A 16,114-nucleotide genomic window follows, 5' to 3' on the forward strand; every position below is an offset into this window, starting at 1 on the left:
AATCGGAGAGGACCACCATGCAGCTCTCAACGCGCAATCAACTCACCGGAACCATCACCGATCTCGATGTCGGCGCCGTCATGGCCGTGGTCAAGATCCGGCTCGACGGCGGTGAGCAGGTGATCACCTCGTCGGTCACCCGCGAGGCCGCCCTCGATCTCGACCTCAAGGTCGGCCAGCCCGCGACGGTGTTCATCAAGTCGACTGAAGTCACCATCGGGGTGGACTGAGCCGCTTTTCAGTTCCAGGGCAGCGCCAGCTTGCAGATCTTGCGGACCACGCTGCCGAACTGCTTGAGCAGCGGGCCGGTGTTGTAGGGCACCCCGTAGCGCTCGCAGATCTCCCGCACCTGCGGCGCTATTTCGGCGTAGCGGTGCGCCGGCAGGTCGGGAAACAGGTGGTGCTCCACCTGGAACGACAGGTTGCCGCTGAAGATGTGGAACCACTTGCCGCCGGTCAGGTTCGCCGAGCCGAGGATCTGACGGTAGTACCACATCCCGCGGGACTCGTTCTCGGTCTCTTCAACGGTGAACTCTTGTGTGCCGTCAGGGAAATGCCCGCAGAAGATGATCATGTAGGACCACACGTTGCGCATCAGGTTGGCGGTCAAGTTGCCGGCGAACACCAGTGGCGCGAACGGCCCGGCCAGCAGCGGGAAGGCGACGTAGTCCTTGAGGGTCTGGCGGCGTACCTTCTGCCAGGTCTCCAGCAGCATCTCCTTCTTGTCGACGAATCCGATCTCGCCGGCCCGGATGCGCTCGGCCTCCAGTTCGTGCACCGCCACGCCATATTGGAACAGGACCATCAGCAGGAAGGCGTAGAGCGGGTTACCTAAGAAGTAGGGCTCCCAGGGCTGCTTGTCGCTCATCCGCAGGATGCCGTAGCCCACATCGCGGTCCATCCCGACGATGTTGGTGTGGGTGTGGTGCATGTAGTTGTGGGAGTGCCGCCACTGGTCTGCCGGGCAGGCGTTGTCCCACTCGAAGTCCCTGCCGTACAACGCCGGTTCGCCCATCCAGTCGTACTGGCCGTGCATGACGTTGTGGCCGATCTCCATGTTGTCGAGGATCTTCGACAATCCCAGCATCACGGTGCCGGCCAGCCAGGCCGGCGGGATGATGCTGAAGAACAGACACGCGCGTCCGCCGACCTCCAAGGTGCGCTGCGCCTTGATGATCCGGTGAATGTAGTCGGCGTCGCGCTCGCCGAGGTCGTCGAGGACGCGCTGACGCAGCGCGTCGAGCTCGGCGCCGAAGGCATCGAGATTTGCCGGCAGATCCGATCGTTGGAGAACCTGCGGCTGTTCGAGCGCCTGTGGCTGCTCGGTCTGCGGCTGCTCGAGGACTGACTGAGTCATGATTGGCTCCTTTCGTTTTCTACAGGTCGATTTCGACGTCACCGACGGGAACCGACACGCAGATCTGAATGTCTTCGCTTTCGGCGGTGGAGATCGCGCCGGTGATCAGGTTTCGCACCGCGCCACCGGTTTTGCGGCACGTGCAGCTGTGGCAGATACCCATGCGGCATCCGCTGGCCGGTTGCAGTCCGGCCGCTTCGGCCTGCTCCAGCAGGGTTCGGCCGTCGTCGACCACCGACACGGTGCTGCCGAGGAAGCTGACCTGCCCGCCGGAGGGGTCGGCCGGAACCGTGAAGACCGGGGGTACGAAGCTCTCTGAGATCGCGTCGGGGCACTGCTCGCGCACGGCCGTCACCAGCGCCGGCGGCCCGCACACGTACACCGCTTCGGGGTTCGGCATGGCGGCCTGAAGATGCTCGGCGCTGAAGTAGCCCTGCAGGTCGCCGTCTTCGGGAGTGCGGGTGTAGCCGTGCAGGACCCGCACTCGCGGCATGGCGGCAAGTTCATCGTGGTAGCAGGCCTCTTCACGGCTGCGGGCGTAGTGGATGAAGGTCACGCGGCCCGCATATTGCTCGGCGGCCAGCGTGCGCAGCATCGACATCACCGGGGTGATGCCACTGCCACCGGAGATCAGCAGAATGCGCCGGGGGCGGATCGCCGGGAGCACGAAGTCTCCGCCGACGTTCTCCAGTCCGACGACCATGCCGGGCCGCGCGTTGCGGTACAGATGCTCGGAGACCAGGCCCCCTTCGTGGCGGCCGATGGTGAGCTCGAGGAGCCGTTGCCCCTCGGCGTTCGCCGGCGAGTAGCACCGGGTGCGCCGACGCCCGTCGATGTCGACCGACAGGTTGACGTGTTGGCCTGCTCGGAAGCGGGGGAAGCAGCCGAACGCGTCGTTGGGTTCGAGGATCAGGGTCACGCTGCGCGGGGTGGAACGCCGGACTTCGACGACCCGGGCGCGGGCGTCGTTGCGGGTCCACGTCGGTGACACCAGCTCGGTGTAGCGGTCGACCCCGTGCGGGCCGGTGAGCAGATCGACCAGGCTGGAGCCCAGGACCCGCCGCGTCAAAGTTTGAGTGAACATATGTACACAGTGAACACTTGTTTACGAACAGTCAAGGGCTGTTCGCCGGTTGTGTTACGCTTCACAACAGTGAACAGTCGTACGCCGAATTCACGGTCTGGGCGCACGCGGCCACCGCGGCCCGAACGGCCTCCCCGTGTCTCCCGCCCCGAACGGGCGCCCCGCCCCGAACTGCCGGAGCGCGTTTCCCGCGAGGAACGCAAGGAAGCCACCCGGCGCGCGATCATCAACGCGGCGCTCACCCTGCTGGACGAACGCAGCTTCAGCGCCCTGAGCCTGCGCGAGGTGACGCGCGCCGCCCACATCGTGCCGGCCGCCTTCTACCGGCATTTCGAGTCGATGGATGCCCTGGGCCTGGTGCTCATCGACGAATCGTTTCGAGCACTGCGCGAGACACTGCGCGACGCCCGCACCGGCGGGGTGGACCCCAGCCGGGTCATCGAGTCCTCGGTGGAGGTCCTGGTCAACAGCGTGGCCTCCCGTCACGAGTACTGGCGGTTTATCAACCGGGAACGCTTCAGCGGGATGACCGTGCTGCGCTACGCGATCCGCACCGAGATCCGGTTGATCACCTCCGAGCTGGCCACGGATCTGGCGCGTTTCCCCGGGTTCAATGCCTGGAGCTCCGAGGATCTCAACGTCCTGGCGGGACTGTTCGTCAACGCGATGATCGTCACCGCGGAGGCCATCGAAGACGCCCCGGATGCCGAGAGCCTGGCCGAGATCAAAGCCGTTGCCGTCAAACAACTCCGGATGATCGCGGTTGCCGCGGGCGGCTGGCGCAGCAAGCCCTGAGCGGGGCGCCCCGCCGCACGGAACACCCCTGGGAAGCCGGCCGGCATCACCGGCTTCAGGCAGCACCGGCCGGTGGGGCGGAGCCATGTCCGCGGCGCCGCACCTGTACGACCACCGCAGATTCCTCAGTAACTTTCTGGGCAAATGAGGGAAATTCGGCATGAAGCTGAATTTTTCCTGGGGACCGGCTGCTAGGCTTGCCGCCCAGTGGTCCGCGTAACTTCGGCGAGGGAAATCGATCGTGACAAAGGTGAAGCAGTTTCTGTGCACTACGGCCGTCGCCAGTCTGGTTGCGGGAACAGGAGCAGCGGTAGGGGCCCAGGTGGGCCTGTCGACGGTGACTGCCGACTGGATGCTCACCGCCGAGCACGTGCTGCTGATCGGCCTCGACGGCGTCAACCTCTCCAAGGTCCTGGAGTACGCCTACAACGACGACAGCGGGTTCAAGACCGCCATGGACCAGGGCATCACCGGCGCCACCAGTCTGGTGAACCACACCACCCTCTCCGGGCCTTCGTGGTCGACGATCCTCACCGGCGTGTGGGACGACAAGCACGGGGTCTTCAATAACGTGTTCCGGGCCGAGCCCTACAACGCGTGGCCGTCGGTGTTCAACCTGATCGAGTACAACAAGCCGGAGATCGAGACCACGATCATCAGCAATTGGGAGTACCTCAACAAGTTGGCCGACGCCGGCGGATATTCGGTCGACAACAACGTCTTCGTGCCCGCCGGGGACAGCCCGGCCGACAGCGACGCTGCGGTCACCGCGCTCACTGTCGCCCAGATCCTCGGCACCGCGGACAACCCGGATGACATCTCGAATTTCCTGTTCTCCTACCAGAGCCAGGCCGACCACGCCGGACACGAGTTCGCCGGCGGCTCGGAGGAGTACATGCAGGCCATCATCAATCTCGGGGCCAATCTCCAACAGATCCTGGCCGCGATCGCTCAGGTGCAGGCGATCACCGGCGACGACTGGTCGATCATCGTCACCACCGACCACGGCCACCAGCAGACCGTGACCCTGCCCGGTCTCAGCATCGGCCACGGCTTCCAGTCGCCCAACGAGACCTCGTCGTTCGTGATCTTCGACCAAGCGGGCGACAACGCCTCCGACGGCAGCCAGAACCTGAACTTCTCGACAGCCGACATCACGCCGACGATCCTGTCGCTGTTCGGCATCCCCTTGCGCTCGGACTTCGACGGCGTCTCGCTGGTGGACGACCCGACCGTCCTGAACAGCAACGTCACGCCTGTCGATCTCGAACAAGCACTCACCGCCGCGATCGCGATGTTCGGCTACCCGAACATCGGCAACGATATCGAGCTGGCCATCCGGACTGTGATCGGGTCCGTGCCGTACTTCATCGACAAGTTCATGCACCAGATCGACGGTTTCCTGCAGGGGATCGTCGACCAGGACATCTTCTTGATCAGTGGGCTGGCCGAGGTCGCCCAGCAGATCAACGATTTCTTCGGCGGCCTGACGGTGACCGTGACCAACACGCTGGCAATGGGAGCCGCGCACCTGTTGGGGTCGGGTGTGATCGCGCCCGAGGACGCGCCGCTGCCGGCGCCGGGCAGCGCCGAGTTCTCCGATCTGTCCCAGGTGGCCGCCGACCTGTCGCAGCTGCTCGATGTCGAGGCTCTGCTGGGCTGATCCGCCGAAGCGACGGCAGCAACACCAACCACTCCAACGAGGAGACCCGATCGTGACGAAGGTCAAGCAGTTTCTGTGCGCTACGGCCGTGGCCAGCCTGGTTGCTGGAACGGGAGCCGCGACAGCAGGGACACCGCCGGGTCTGTCCTCGGTGACCGCCGAATGGCTGCTGGCCGCCGAGAATGTGCTGCTGCTCGGCACCGACGGAACCCGAATCGACAAGATCCTGGAGTACGCCTTCAACGACGACAGCGGCTTCAAGATGCTGGCGGACCGGGGCATTACCGCCATCACCAGCCTGACCGGCCACCAGACGCTGTCCACGCCGTCATGGTCGACCATCCTCACCGGGGTGTGGGACGACAAGCATGGGATCGTCAGCAACATCTACCGTCCGGAGCCGTACACAACCTGGCCGTCGGTGTTCAACCTGATCGAGTACAACAAGCCGGAAATCGAGACCACGGTCATCTCCGGCCGGGGCCTGTTCACCGAGATGGCTTCCACGGGCAACTACCCCGCTGACAACATCATCGGCATTTCCGGGGGCTCCACGTCGGCCGAGATGGACGCGCTGACAGCCGACGAGACCATCTCCCGGATTCTCGCGACCACCACCAATCCGGACATCTCGAACTTCATGTTCGCCTACCAGTCCCAGGTCGACCATGCCGGACACTCCTACGGCGCCGAGTCGGACGAGTACACGCAGGCCGTCATCAACGTCGGCGCCAACCTCAAACTGATCCTGGAGGCAGTCGCTCAGGCGGAGGCGGCCACCGGCGACAAGTGGACCATCATCCTGACCACCGACCACGGCCACCAGGCGAATCCGGAGCTGCCCGGCTTCAGCCTCGGACACGGACTCCAGTCACCCAACGAGACCACCAGTTTCATCATGTTCTCGCTGGCCGGGAACGAGGACCAGGCCGGTGCCCAGAACTTGGCCTACCAGACCGTCGACATCGTGCCCACGATTCTGCAGGCCTTCGGCATCCCCATGCGGTCGGACTTCGACGGCACCCCCATGCAGCTCGACCCGGAATTGCTGAACAGCACCGTCTTCCCCGATGACCTGAGGGCGGCGCTGCAGGCCGCAATCGACACCTACGGCTATCCCGACATCGGCACCCACCTCATGCTGGGCCTTCGTGCGCTGGCCGGCGGTGCCGGCTACTTCCTCCGGGACTGGGCCTTCCCCCCGGTCAACAACTTCCTGCAGTCAATCATCGACCAGGACATCTTCCTGATCAGCGGGCTGGCCCAGGGCGCCCAGTGGGTGTTCAACACCGTCGGCGGGCTGGTGATCGACGTGGCCAACGAGTTAGGCCGCGCTGTCGCATACTTGACCGGAGCAGGTGTCATTGCGCCGAACGACGCCCCGCTGCCCCTTCCCGGCGCCGCCGAGTTCACCGGATCGCTGGAAACCTTGCTGGCCGACCCTGCGTTCAGCGCCCCCGACCTGGACGGCTCCGAGCTTCCCCTGCTGCTGGACGTGGACGCCCTGCTGAACTGAGCAACTCGTCTGACACCCGCCCCGTCGGGTGAGATAACCCACTGGCCTCCTCAGTAACACCCTGCACAAATGAGTAATTTCGGGGCAGAAAGCTGAGTTTTCGCTTGGGTAACTGTTAGTCTTGCGCCCAATTGGCTCGCACAACTCGACGGGGGAGTCCGACCGTGACAACACTCAAAAAGTTCCTCAGTGGTGTGGCCGTCGCCGGCCTGGTCGCCGGCACAGGCTCCGTCGTCGGGACGCCGGCGGGGCTGTCCGCAACGACAGCCGACTGGCTGCTTGCCGCCCAGCATGTGCTGCTGATCGGCACTGACGGCACCAACCTCTCCAAGATCCTGGAGTACGCCTACAACGAGGACAGCGGCTTCAAGACCGCGATGGACCAGGGCATCACCGGTGCCGCGACCGAGGTCAACCACACCACGATCTCCGGTCCGTCGTGGTCGACGGTCCTCACCGGGGTGTGGGACGACAAGCACGGTGTGATCAACAACGTGTTCGAGCCCGAACCGTATGACAAGTGGCCGACGGTGTTCAACCTGCTCGAGTACCACAACCCGGACATCGAGACCACGGTGATCGCCGACTGGGACTACATCAACGACATGGCCGCCGCGGGCGGCTATGGGGCCGACAACAACTTGTTCGTCCCGTTCCAGAACAGCTGGGCCGACACCGACGCAGAGGTTACGTCGCAGACCATCGCCCAGATCCTGGCGACCACGACCAACCCGAACATCGACAACTTCATCTTCTCCTACCAGGTGCAGGCGGACGAGGCCGGACACTCCTACGGCGGCGGGTCGGCCGAGTACGCCCAGGCCGTCATCAACGTCGGCGCCAACATCCAGCAGATCTTGGATGCGGTCGCCTACGCCAGGGGCGAGACCGGCGATGACTGGTCGATCATCATCACCACCGACCACGGCCACCAGATGTCGCTGGGCTTCGGCCATGGCTTCCAGTCGCCGAATGAGACCACCCAGTTCGTCATCTTCGACCAGGCCGGCGACAACGCCACCGACGGCAGCCAGAACCTGAACTACTCGATCGCCGACATCACCCCGACCATCCTGCAGCTCTTCGGCGTCCCGCTGCGGTCGGACTTCGACGGCTCCCCGATGTTCACCGACCCCAGCATCGTCAACAGCATCGTCTCGCCGGTCGACCTCAAGCAGTCGCTTACCGACGCGATCGCGATGTACGGCTACCCGAACATCGGCAACGACCTCGCCCTGGGCCTCCGTACCGTCGTCGCCACCATCCCGTACCTGCTCAACGGCGTGGTCGCCGACATCGACAAGTTCCTGCAGGGAATCGTCGACCAGGACATCTTCCTGATCAGCGGACTGGCCCAAGCCGCCCAGCAGGTCAACGACTTCTTCGGTGGTCTGTCAGTGGATGCGCTGCAACTGATGGCCCGCGGCGTTGCCTACCTGACCGGCGCGGGAGTCATTCAGCCGACCGACGCGCCGTTGCCGCCCCCGGGAGGATCGGAGGCCACCATCATCGAGTCCTTGTTGGCCGACCACAGCTTGTCGGCTCCCGACCTCAGCGACTCCGGCCTGTCGGGACTGCTCGACGCGCTGGTGGGCTGATAACCCTTCGCGCACCGATGCCGCATGGTCAATGACCTTGCGGCATCGGTGTTTCGGTCGAGAGCCATACCAGGTGCGCCGCTTCGCCTGTGCTGCGATAACGTCGCTGCAACTGCCTCACCCCGCGGGGCCAGGCACCCTTCTCGATCCCCACTGACCGAAGGAGCGGCGACGCCGTGAAGACACCCATCTGCGAGCAGTACGGTATCGACTTCCCGCTTTTCGCCTTCAGCCACTGCCGCGACGTGGTTGCCGCGGTGACCAACGCCGGCGGCTTCGGTGTGCTCGGCGGCGCCGCCTACACCCCTGAGCAGTTGGATCAGGAACTGACCTGGATCGACGAGCAGGTCAAGGGAAAGCCCTACGGCATCGACATCATCGTGCCCGCCAAATTCGAAGGCAAGGGCGAGAACCTGTCCGGCCGCCAACTGTCCGACCGGATCCCCGATGAGTTCAAGGCGTTCATCGCCGACCTGCTGGCCCAGCATGACATCGAGCCCGATGAGAAGCCCCGGTTGGGATCCGCCATGCTCGCCGGTAGCAACGGCGAACAACTGCTCGAAGTCGCTGTCGCCCACCCCATCCGCATGATGGCCAACGCCCTGGGCGTGCCACCGGACTACATGATCAAGTCCGGCAAGGACAACGGGATCCCGGTCGCCGCGCTCGTCGGCGCCAAAGAGCACGCCCTCAAGCAGGTCGCGCAGGGCGTGGATCTGATCGTCGCTCAGGGCACCGAGGCGGGCGGCCACTGCGGCGAAGTCACCACGCTGGTCGTGGTTCCCGAAGTCATCGAGGCCATCGACAACGCGGTGCCCGTGCTTGCCGCCGGTGGGATCGTCACCGGTCGGCAGATGGCGGCCTGCGTCGCCTTGGGTGCCGCCGGCGCGTGGACGGGCTCGGTATGGCTCACCACTGAGGAGGCCGAAACCGCCCCGCACACCGTGCAGAAGATGCTCGCGGCCACCTCGCGCGACACCATTCGCTCCACCGGACGTACCGGCAAGCCCGCGCGCCAACTGATCTCCGATTGGACTGACGCGTGGCGGCCCAACGACAAGGGCCACCCGACCCTGCCGCTTCCACTGCAGTCGATGATCGCCGAACCCACACTGCGTCGCATCGACAAGTTGGCCGCTACCGGACACGCTGGGGCACAAGCCCTGTCCACCTACTTCGTCGGCCAGGGTGTCGGGCTGATGAACAAGGTGAAGCCCGCGCGCGACGTGGTGTTCGAGTTCGTCGAGGACTACATCGCCGCCGCCGAACGACTCGGCGGCTCGGTCAGCGACTGACCGCTACGGAGTCTGCGGCTCCCGCCACATCTTCCACAGCGTCGGCCCGCCGTTGGGGACATTGATCTCGCCGATCACCCGGAAGCCGAACCGCTCGTAGTACGGCACGTTCTCGTGCTTGCTGGACTCCAGGTAGGCCGGGCAGAGTTCGGCATCGCAGCGATCCAGCCGCGGCTGCATGACAGCCTGTCCGAAGCCGCGGCCCCGCACGGACGGGTCACTGCCGATCACCGCCAGATACCAGTGCGGTTCCTCGGGGTGGTTGGCATCCAACAGGTCGGTCAGCGCGCGGCCTTGCGTAAGTCGGAAGCCCAAGGACCGGAACAACGATGGCACCATGCGCAGCTGCGACCAGATCGACTGCTTCCAGCGATTCGGCGGGTCCCACAGCGCAGCTGCCCCGACGACTGCGCCGTCGTCGGCCACCTCGACGCCGCCGCCCGCCAGATGATGAACCCGCGTGGAGGTGCCGAAGAACGTCGTCAACTGGTCGGTGCGGGCTTCGTCGTCGGGAAGCAGCCACATGGAGACCGGGTCGTCGTAGAACGCGCGCCCCAACGCCTGCGCCAGCGAGGGGATGTCCGATTTCAACGCGGGCCGCGAGTCGATTGCCATGGAGCTAGATTAATGCGTCGCATTCGGGCGGTGCGCAGAGCAAGATCAGCGGCTATGAGCACGCTGCTGTGGGACCAGCACACCTGCCTGCCGTTGCAGGACAACGCCGAGGTGGCCCCGCTGACCCGCTACCAGCACTCCGGCGGCGTGCTGCTGTCGGTGAATGCGGGCTACGCCCCGCAGCGCTTGGCCGACACCTTGGCCCTGCTGCGGCACTTTCGCCGCGCCATCGACACCCACCCGAATCTCACGGTGGCGGCCACCGTCAGCGACGTCGACGCGATCACCGGTGCCGGCGGCATCGCGGTGGTGTTCGACCTGGAGGATTCCAACCCGCTCGACGACGATCTGACCAACCTGGCCGTGTTGGCCGAGCAGGGCGTCCGCACCCTGCTGCCCACCTACAACCACGCCAACCCTGCCGGCAGCGGCTGCCTGGACGCCGTGGACTCCGGACTGACCGCGTGGGGCCGCGCGATCGTCGCCGAGATGAACGCCGTGGGCATGGTCCCCGACGGCTCGCACTGCAGCGCCCGCACCGGCCTGGATATGTGCGCGGTTTCGACCGGCCCGGTCGTCTACAGCCATTCGTGTATGCGGGCACTATGGGATCACCCCCGCAACATCACCGACGATCAGGCCAGGGCGTGCGCGGCCACCGGTGGCGTCGTCGGCATCACCGCGGTGGGAATCTTCTTGGGCCCCAACACTCCAACACTCGACGCGGTCGCCCACCACCTGGAGTACGCGGTCGAACTGGTGGGCATCGAGCACGTCGGTGTCAGCACCGACTACTCCTTCGACCACGCCGACTTCAATGCCGAGCTGCTGGCCAACCCGCAGCTGTTCGACGAGAGCTACACCCGCTGGGGTCCGATCCAGTGGATGCCGCCGGAGACCTGGCTGGGGCTGCGCGAGCACCTGTTAGACCGCGGCTGGACAGTCGGCGACATCGATGCCGTGCTCGGCGGAAACTTCCACCGGGTAGCGCGTGAGACGTGGCCGGCTTAGGTGTTGTGTTGCGTGTTGATGAAAGGTGTTATGTTGCTTATGAATTGGCTTGTCCTCTCGATGCCGGACCAGCACTGACGCACACCCAGCGCGTCGAGCGCACGGCGCACGGCGGTGGTCTGTCTCATCGCGCTGTGGGGTGATGCGTCGCTCGGGGCCTCGGAGCCGCCCAGATCGATCGCGATCACCCGAGCTTCGTTTGGCAGCGCCGGCGCCACCGGATCGACGCCGAATACCCGCGCAGCAACACAATGGCGTGATCGCCACCCGCGCACATTGACATAAGGTCCGGGCAAGCTCCAGCAACCGCCACCGCGCGAACGGCTGGACGGCGCGTGAGATGCGGTCGGTGACCACCGTATTGACCAGCGGCGCGACGAGGGCGAGCGCGATGACCAAAACGGCGAGGCGTTTACCCCCTCCGGTGACGCTATCCGGGCTTAGCCTGGATCGAGGCCGAACTACAGGAGGTAGCCGTGAGCGACCACGACATTCGGATGATCGTCTTGTCCACCGACGACCTGGACGAGTCGATCAAGTTCTACAGCGAGACCCTGGGCTTGCCGCTGAAGTTTCGCGACGGCGCGCACTTCGCCGCCCTCGACGGCGGATCGGTGACGCTGGCATTGGCGACCGCGGTGGACCACCCCATCCACGGACATGTGGTGGTCGGCATCAAGACGGACGACGTCGACGGTGCTGCGAAAGCCATCGAGGCCAGCGGGGGCGGAATCGTCAAGGGCCCCTACGACGACGCCCACGAGCGGCGGGCGGTGGTCTACGACAACAAGGGCAATGGGCTGGTGTTCTATAAGCCGTTGGGGCGGTAGGGTCTGCTGCACGGATAGGTGACAGTTTCGGTCACGCGGCCTGACTGGCCGGTGTGGTCATGATCGTCTCGTATTCGATCGGGGTCAACCGGCCCAGGGCGATCTGGCGCCGGCGACGGTGGTAGGTGCGTTCGATCCAGGTGACAATCGCGATCCGTAGGTCTTCGCGGGTGGCCCAGCGGTGCCGGTCCAGGACGTTCTTCTGCAGCAAGCTGAAGAACGACTCCATGGCGGCGTTGTCACCGGCGGCGCCGACCCGGCCCATGGAGCCGACCATGTCGTAGTGGTGCAGTGCGGCAACGAATTTCCGGCTTCGAAATTGCGACCCGCGGTCGGTGTGCAGCACACAGCCGGCGACATCGCCGCGGCGGGCGACCGCGTTGCGCAGCGCGGTAACGGCCAGCTGCGATTTCATCCGGTCGGCGATGCTGTAGCCGACGATCCGGTTGGAGAACACATCCTTGATCGCGCAGCAGTAGAGCTTGCCCTGCTCGGTGCGATGCTCGGTGATGTCGGCCAGCCACAAATGATTGGGGGCATCGGCGGTGAAGTCCCGGCCGACCAGGTCATCGTGAACTGGCGGACCGGGCCTCTTGCCGTTGCGACCCCGCTTCTTGCCGAACACGCTCCACAACCCGTTGTTCGAGCAGATCCGCCATGCGGTGCGCTCGGCCATCGGCTGACCGGCAGCGCGGGCCTCATCGACCAGGAACCGGTAGCCGAACTCCGGATCGTCCCGATGAGCGTCAACGAGGGCGTTGGTGCGGTAGGCCTCGACGATCTCGGCATCGGTGACCGGTTCTTGAAGCCACCGGTAGTAGGGCTGGCGAGCAATGTCCAGTACCCGGCACGTCACCACCACGGGGATCCCGTCGGCGGCGAGCTCGCTTACGAGCGGGTAGAGCCTTTTCCCGGCAGATTCGCCTGCGACAAATACGCTGCCGCCCGCCGCAGGACCTCGTTCTCCTGCTCCAGCAGCCTGATCCGCTGCCGTGCTGCACGCAGGTCGGTCGACTCCAACGTGGTGGTGCCGGCCTTGACGCCGTCATCGATGTCGGCCTGGCGCAGCCACTTGGTCAGCGTCATCGGGTGCACCCCGAAATCGTTGGCGACCGCCTCGATGGTCACCCCGGGATCGCGGTTGCGGGCGACCCGGACAACGTCGTCACGGAACTCTTTCGGATAAGGCCTGGGCACAATGACATCCTTCCAGCCCACCCCGCAAGGCAAGCCAACTCAGATGTCACCTATCCGTGCAGCAGACCCGTAGGGGTAAGGCGCCCTGCTGTCCGTCGAGCCCTATCGGGACCGCGTTTGCCGATCACAGCATCAGTCAAGCGAGCTACGATCCGAGATGTGACCACCCCGCCACAGCCTTGGCCCTCGCAACCGATAACGCCCCCGCGTCGCCAGTCGGGCAAGGTTCTTGGGGTACTGACTTTTGTCTTGTCGGTCGCTGCTCTGGCCGTCGCCATTTCGGCTCTCGCCCGGCCCGCTCCCCACCCGACTTACACCGCGAGCGAGAAGTCCGCCTCCCAGGAAAGGCTATGCGCCCAGTACCAACTTGCGGCGCAAGCTGCGCACATCGAGACTGCGCTCGACGGTGACGTTGCACTGGCAAGGATCTCCATGATCAACGGCGCACTCATGCTCGAAAGCGCGGCCGCAGATCCGGCATTAGCCACCAATTTCCGCGATGCAGCCCGTGCTTTGGCAGACGCATACCAGACCATGGCAGCCACAGGAAGCCTTGGGGACGATGAAAAGTTCAAGGCGACCGTGGACGCGACGAACGCACAAGTTGGCGCGATGAAGAACCTGTGCGGAGATTGATTGTCGCGAACTCTGTGATGAGTGGGTGGTTGCTTTGGCAAAGATGGCGGCGACCCGGCGTTCCGGGCGGTGATCACCGATGCCGACGAATCAATCAAGCTCTACAGCGAGACCCTGGGCGTGCCGCTGAAGTTTCGCGACGGCGGGCACTTCGCCGCGCTCGACGGCGGATCGGTGACGCTGGCATTGGCGACCGCGGTGGACCACCCCATCCTGGCGCAGGTGGTGGTCGGCATCAAGACCGACGATGTCGACAGGACCGCGAGAGCCATCGAGGCCACTGGCGGCGGAATCGTCAAGGGCCCCTACGACGACGCCCCGAGCGCTGGGCGGTGGTCTACGACAACAAGGGCAATGGGCTGGTGTTCTATAAGCCGTTGGGGCGGTAGGGGCCAGGCGGCCACGCGCAACCGGTCCCTAGCCAACCGGTTGCCTTGCTCTGGGTTCGCCCCCTTTGCGAGGCAACGATCTAGGGCCTTAGCGCCTGGTTGAGGTCTACCATCCGGAATGTGACCATGACACCACCTCCTTGGCCCACAGCGCCTCCCGCCCGGTTACACCACCGGTTGCCAATGGCGCTCGCCGCGTTCGCCGCACTGTTGGCAATCGCTGGGCTGATCATTGCGACGGTTGCACTATCCAGGACAACATCCGACCCAGCTCACACAACTGTCGCTCAGCGAGCATCCGCTCAGGCAACGCTGTGTGAGCGGTACAAGCTAGCTGCACACGCAATGCACATCGAAACCAGCGACCCCGCAGGTGAGGCTGCGTTAGCACGAGTCGCCCTTTCGAACGGTGCGCTGATGTTGGACATCGCTTCCGAAGATCCGGCTCTAGACGCCCAGCATCGAGACGCCGCCCGCGCACTAGCTAGCAGCTACCAGACCACGGCAGCGCTGGGTACAACAGGTATGGCTACCAGAGACCAGTACCTTGCCTCAGTCGACGACATGAATGCCAAGGACCGCGTGATGGCGGGGTTGTGTGGTGACTGAACAGACCGCACGCCAATGAGCTGATCCAGTCTCGCGCGTGGTGTATAGGCCGGGTGATATTGCCGGGAGGCTAAGTACTTAGCGATCAACACAATAAGCCACTTGGCAAGTCGCCTCATGCCGTAAGCACAACGCTAGCGAGAACGCCCAGACGCCTCCCGGACGGATCCTGTGCTTCGCCTGCGGCCAGTGCCGGAGATACCGCTGCGGCCAAGTTCAACCCGCGGGCTCAACTGGCCGAACGAACGCCGTATCAGTCAGGATGTAAACGCGAAATCGCGTAGAGGTCTACCATCCGCAATGTGACGATCAACCCTCCGCCGTGGCCCTCACCGCCTCCAGTTCCGCCACGTAGTCGATTGCCACTGACGCTCTTGGCGCTAACGGCGTTGCTAGCCGCCGCTGCACTTGTAGTCGGAATACTGGCCCTAATTAGGGCGGGGCATAATCCCACGTATGCCGCTACCCAAAGAGCGGTAGCCAAGGCGCAGCTATGCAGCAAGTATACACTCGCTTCAGATGCCGTGAACATTGAAACGAATGGTACTAGTGCTGCGTTCGCACGTATCGCTGCTGCGAACGGCGCAATTATTCTTGAAGCTGCGGCTATCGATCCTGCGCTCGATAACGAATACCGTGATGCCGCGCTCAATCTGGCGCAGGCTTACCAAACCATGACTGCAGCTGCGAGCAAGGGTTCGGATAACAAGCAGTTTCAAGACTCGATCGAGATGATGACTACGGGACAACGCGTTCTGAAGGAATTGTGCAGTGACTGATCTACCGCCAGGCAAATGGTCACCTTACTTAGTAGGTGTGTGGTGGCCCGGCCCCCCGACACGGCCCGAGATGGGGATCCAGCACTGGTCTAGTCAATCCGACTCCAAAGAGCGCGAAGCAATCGAACTCCGGGATTTCACAAACGGTGTAAGCGCAAGGAACAGTGGACGAACCACAGAGGACGAGCTGATACGGCTACGTATCGGCTACAACCGTCTGACGAACGCCGCCGAGCACTGCCGGAGCAAGAAGACAGCTAGCGACAGCGTCGTCAAGGCCGTTAAAGAACTCCGTCAGAACTTAACCAACATCGCGAACCAGTACAACCCAAAAATCGACGACCTGGTAGCGAAAAATACACCGGAGGCAATGACCGAAGCCGTCGGACTAATCGTCGAAGCCAACGGAAAGGCAGCCGAATATAGCTCAGATGCTAATCGACAGATCATTGAGGCAACCCGACAAATGTTCGAAGATCTGGGCATCGAAGGCGACGCCCAGAAGTGGCTGCAAGATAACGGCGCAAATTTCAGCCCGCCACCTTCCCAACCGCCCACCGCCGAAGCGCTGAGCAGACAGGCAGCTGGTACCGACCAGCTTCCATTCCCGTACGGCCCTGGCGACGCGGAAAATCCCTACATCCCCAGGAGCGTGGACGAACTCCTTCTTCCGGAAGGCGGCAACAACGCTGCCGGCACGGGTGGAACCAATAGTGGCGGCGCCAACGGCCAAAGCGGAG

The 16,114-nt window shown here is 64.2% G+C and carries 15 protein-coding genes and 2 pseudogenes; 13 read left to right on the forward strand and 4 right to left on the reverse strand.

Features of this window, described 5'->3' with window-relative positions:
* Positions 1-17 precede the first annotated feature (17 nt).
* On the forward strand, positions 18-230 hold the full coding sequence (locus N416_RS0101130; protein ID WP_024440299.1) for a molybdopterin-binding protein: 213 nt from the start codon (positions 18-20) through the stop codon (positions 228-230).
* Between the two features lie 8 nt (positions 231-238).
* On the opposite strand, the gene N416_RS0101135 is transcribed toward N416_RS0101130, so the two are convergent.
* Both N416_RS0101135 and N416_RS0101140 read right to left on the reverse strand, forming a co-directional pair.
* Entirely contained in the window at positions 239-1,357 is a 1,119-nt protein-coding gene (locus tag N416_RS0101135) for an acyl-CoA desaturase (RefSeq protein ID WP_024440300.1), read from the reverse strand.
* Positions 1,358-1,376: 19 nt separating this feature from the next.
* Positions 1,377-2,441, reverse strand: coding sequence for a ferredoxin reductase (locus N416_RS0101140; RefSeq protein WP_024440301.1), 1,065 nt, complete (start codon positions 2,439-2,441; stop codon positions 1,377-1,379).
* Positions 2,442-2,510: 69 nt separating this feature from the next.
* On the opposite strand from N416_RS0101140, the gene N416_RS0101145 reads away from it, so the two are divergent.
* From N416_RS0101145 to N416_RS0101165, 5 genes are all read left to right on the forward strand, one after another.
* Positions 2,511-3,236 carry a TetR family transcriptional regulator gene (locus N416_RS0101145; protein ID WP_024440302.1) on the forward strand — a complete coding sequence of 242 codons (726 nt, stop codon included), beginning with the start codon at positions 2,511-2,513 and terminating at the stop codon, positions 3,234-3,236.
* A gap of 241 nt (positions 3,237-3,477) precedes the next feature.
* Positions 3,478-4,899 (forward strand): alkaline phosphatase family protein, encoded by a 1,422-nt coding sequence (locus tag N416_RS0101150; protein WP_024440303.1) that lies wholly within the window; start codon positions 3,478-3,480, stop codon positions 4,897-4,899.
* Positions 4,900-4,951: 52 nt separating this feature from the next.
* The gene (locus N416_RS0101155; protein ID WP_024440304.1) at positions 4,952-6,415 is read left to right on the forward strand and encodes an alkaline phosphatase family protein; all 1,464 of its coding nucleotides are present in this window, start codon (positions 4,952-4,954) and stop codon (positions 6,413-6,415) included.
* Positions 6,416-6,579: 164 nt separating this feature from the next.
* Positions 6,580-8,013, forward strand: coding sequence for an alkaline phosphatase family protein (locus N416_RS0101160; RefSeq protein ID WP_024440305.1), 1,434 nt, complete (start codon positions 6,580-6,582; stop codon positions 8,011-8,013).
* A 176-nt stretch (positions 8,014-8,189) separates the two neighbouring features.
* On the forward strand, positions 8,190-9,308 hold the full coding sequence (locus N416_RS0101165; RefSeq protein ID WP_024440306.1) for a nitronate monooxygenase: 1,119 nt from the start codon (positions 8,190-8,192) through the stop codon (positions 9,306-9,308).
* Between the two features lie 3 nt (positions 9,309-9,311).
* Here the strand turns inward: N416_RS0101165 and N416_RS0101170 are convergent, their stop codons facing one another.
* The gene (locus N416_RS0101170) at positions 9,312-9,923 is read right to left on the reverse strand and encodes a GNAT family N-acetyltransferase (protein ID WP_024440307.1); all 612 of its coding nucleotides are present in this window, start codon (positions 9,921-9,923) and stop codon (positions 9,312-9,314) included.
* A gap of 54 nt (positions 9,924-9,977) precedes the next feature.
* On the opposite strand from N416_RS0101170, the gene N416_RS0101175 reads away from it, so the two are divergent.
* Together N416_RS0101175 and N416_RS0101185 are read left to right on the forward strand one after the other, a co-directional pair.
* Positions 9,978-10,934, forward strand: coding sequence for a dipeptidase (locus N416_RS0101175; RefSeq protein WP_024440308.1), 957 nt, complete (start codon positions 9,978-9,980; stop codon positions 10,932-10,934).
* Between the two features lie 497 nt (positions 10,935-11,431).
* Positions 11,432-11,764 carry a VOC family protein gene (locus tag N416_RS0101185; RefSeq protein WP_369797555.1) on the forward strand — a complete coding sequence of 111 codons (333 nt, stop codon included), beginning with the start codon at positions 11,432-11,434 and terminating at the stop codon, positions 11,762-11,764.
* A 31-nt stretch (positions 11,765-11,795) separates the two neighbouring features.
* Here N416_RS0101185 and N416_RS0101190 read toward each other — a convergent pair.
* A protein-coding gene (locus N416_RS0101190) for an IS3 family transposase (protein ID WP_109370888.1) occupies positions 11,796-12,961 on the reverse strand; the annotation gives its coding sequence in 2 pieces (ribosomal slippage) (positions 11,796-12,674 and positions 12,677-12,961; 1,164 coding nt in all).
* 159 nt (positions 12,962-13,120) lie between these two features.
* Between N416_RS0101190 and N416_RS0101200 the strand changes: the two genes are divergently transcribed.
* The 5 genes and pseudogenes from N416_RS0101200 to N416_RS23060 form a co-directional block, all read left to right on the forward strand.
* Positions 13,121-13,597: a hypothetical protein gene (locus N416_RS0101200; RefSeq protein ID WP_231383949.1), complete on the forward strand. Its 477-nt coding sequence runs from the start codon at positions 13,121-13,123 to the stop codon at positions 13,595-13,597.
* A 69-nt stretch (positions 13,598-13,666) separates the two neighbouring features.
* Positions 13,667-13,986, forward strand: a pseudogene (locus N416_RS21190) (VOC family protein).
* A gap of 345 nt (positions 13,987-14,331) precedes the next feature.
* Positions 14,332-14,595 (forward strand): hypothetical protein, encoded by a 264-nt coding sequence (locus N416_RS23670; protein ID WP_231383950.1) that lies wholly within the window; start codon positions 14,332-14,334, stop codon positions 14,593-14,595.
* Positions 14,596-15,119: 524 nt separating this feature from the next.
* Positions 15,120-15,374, forward strand: a complete 255-nt coding sequence (locus N416_RS22325; protein WP_196805087.1) for a hypothetical protein — start codon at positions 15,120-15,122, stop codon at positions 15,372-15,374.
* A gap of 70 nt (positions 15,375-15,444) precedes the next feature.
* Positions 15,445-16,114, forward strand: a pseudogene (locus N416_RS23060) (hypothetical protein); the annotation flags it as partial.

This window comes from Mycobacterium sp. UM_WGJ (assembly GCF_000455125.1).
Lineage (GTDB): Bacteria > Actinomycetota > Actinomycetes > Mycobacteriales > Mycobacteriaceae > Mycobacterium.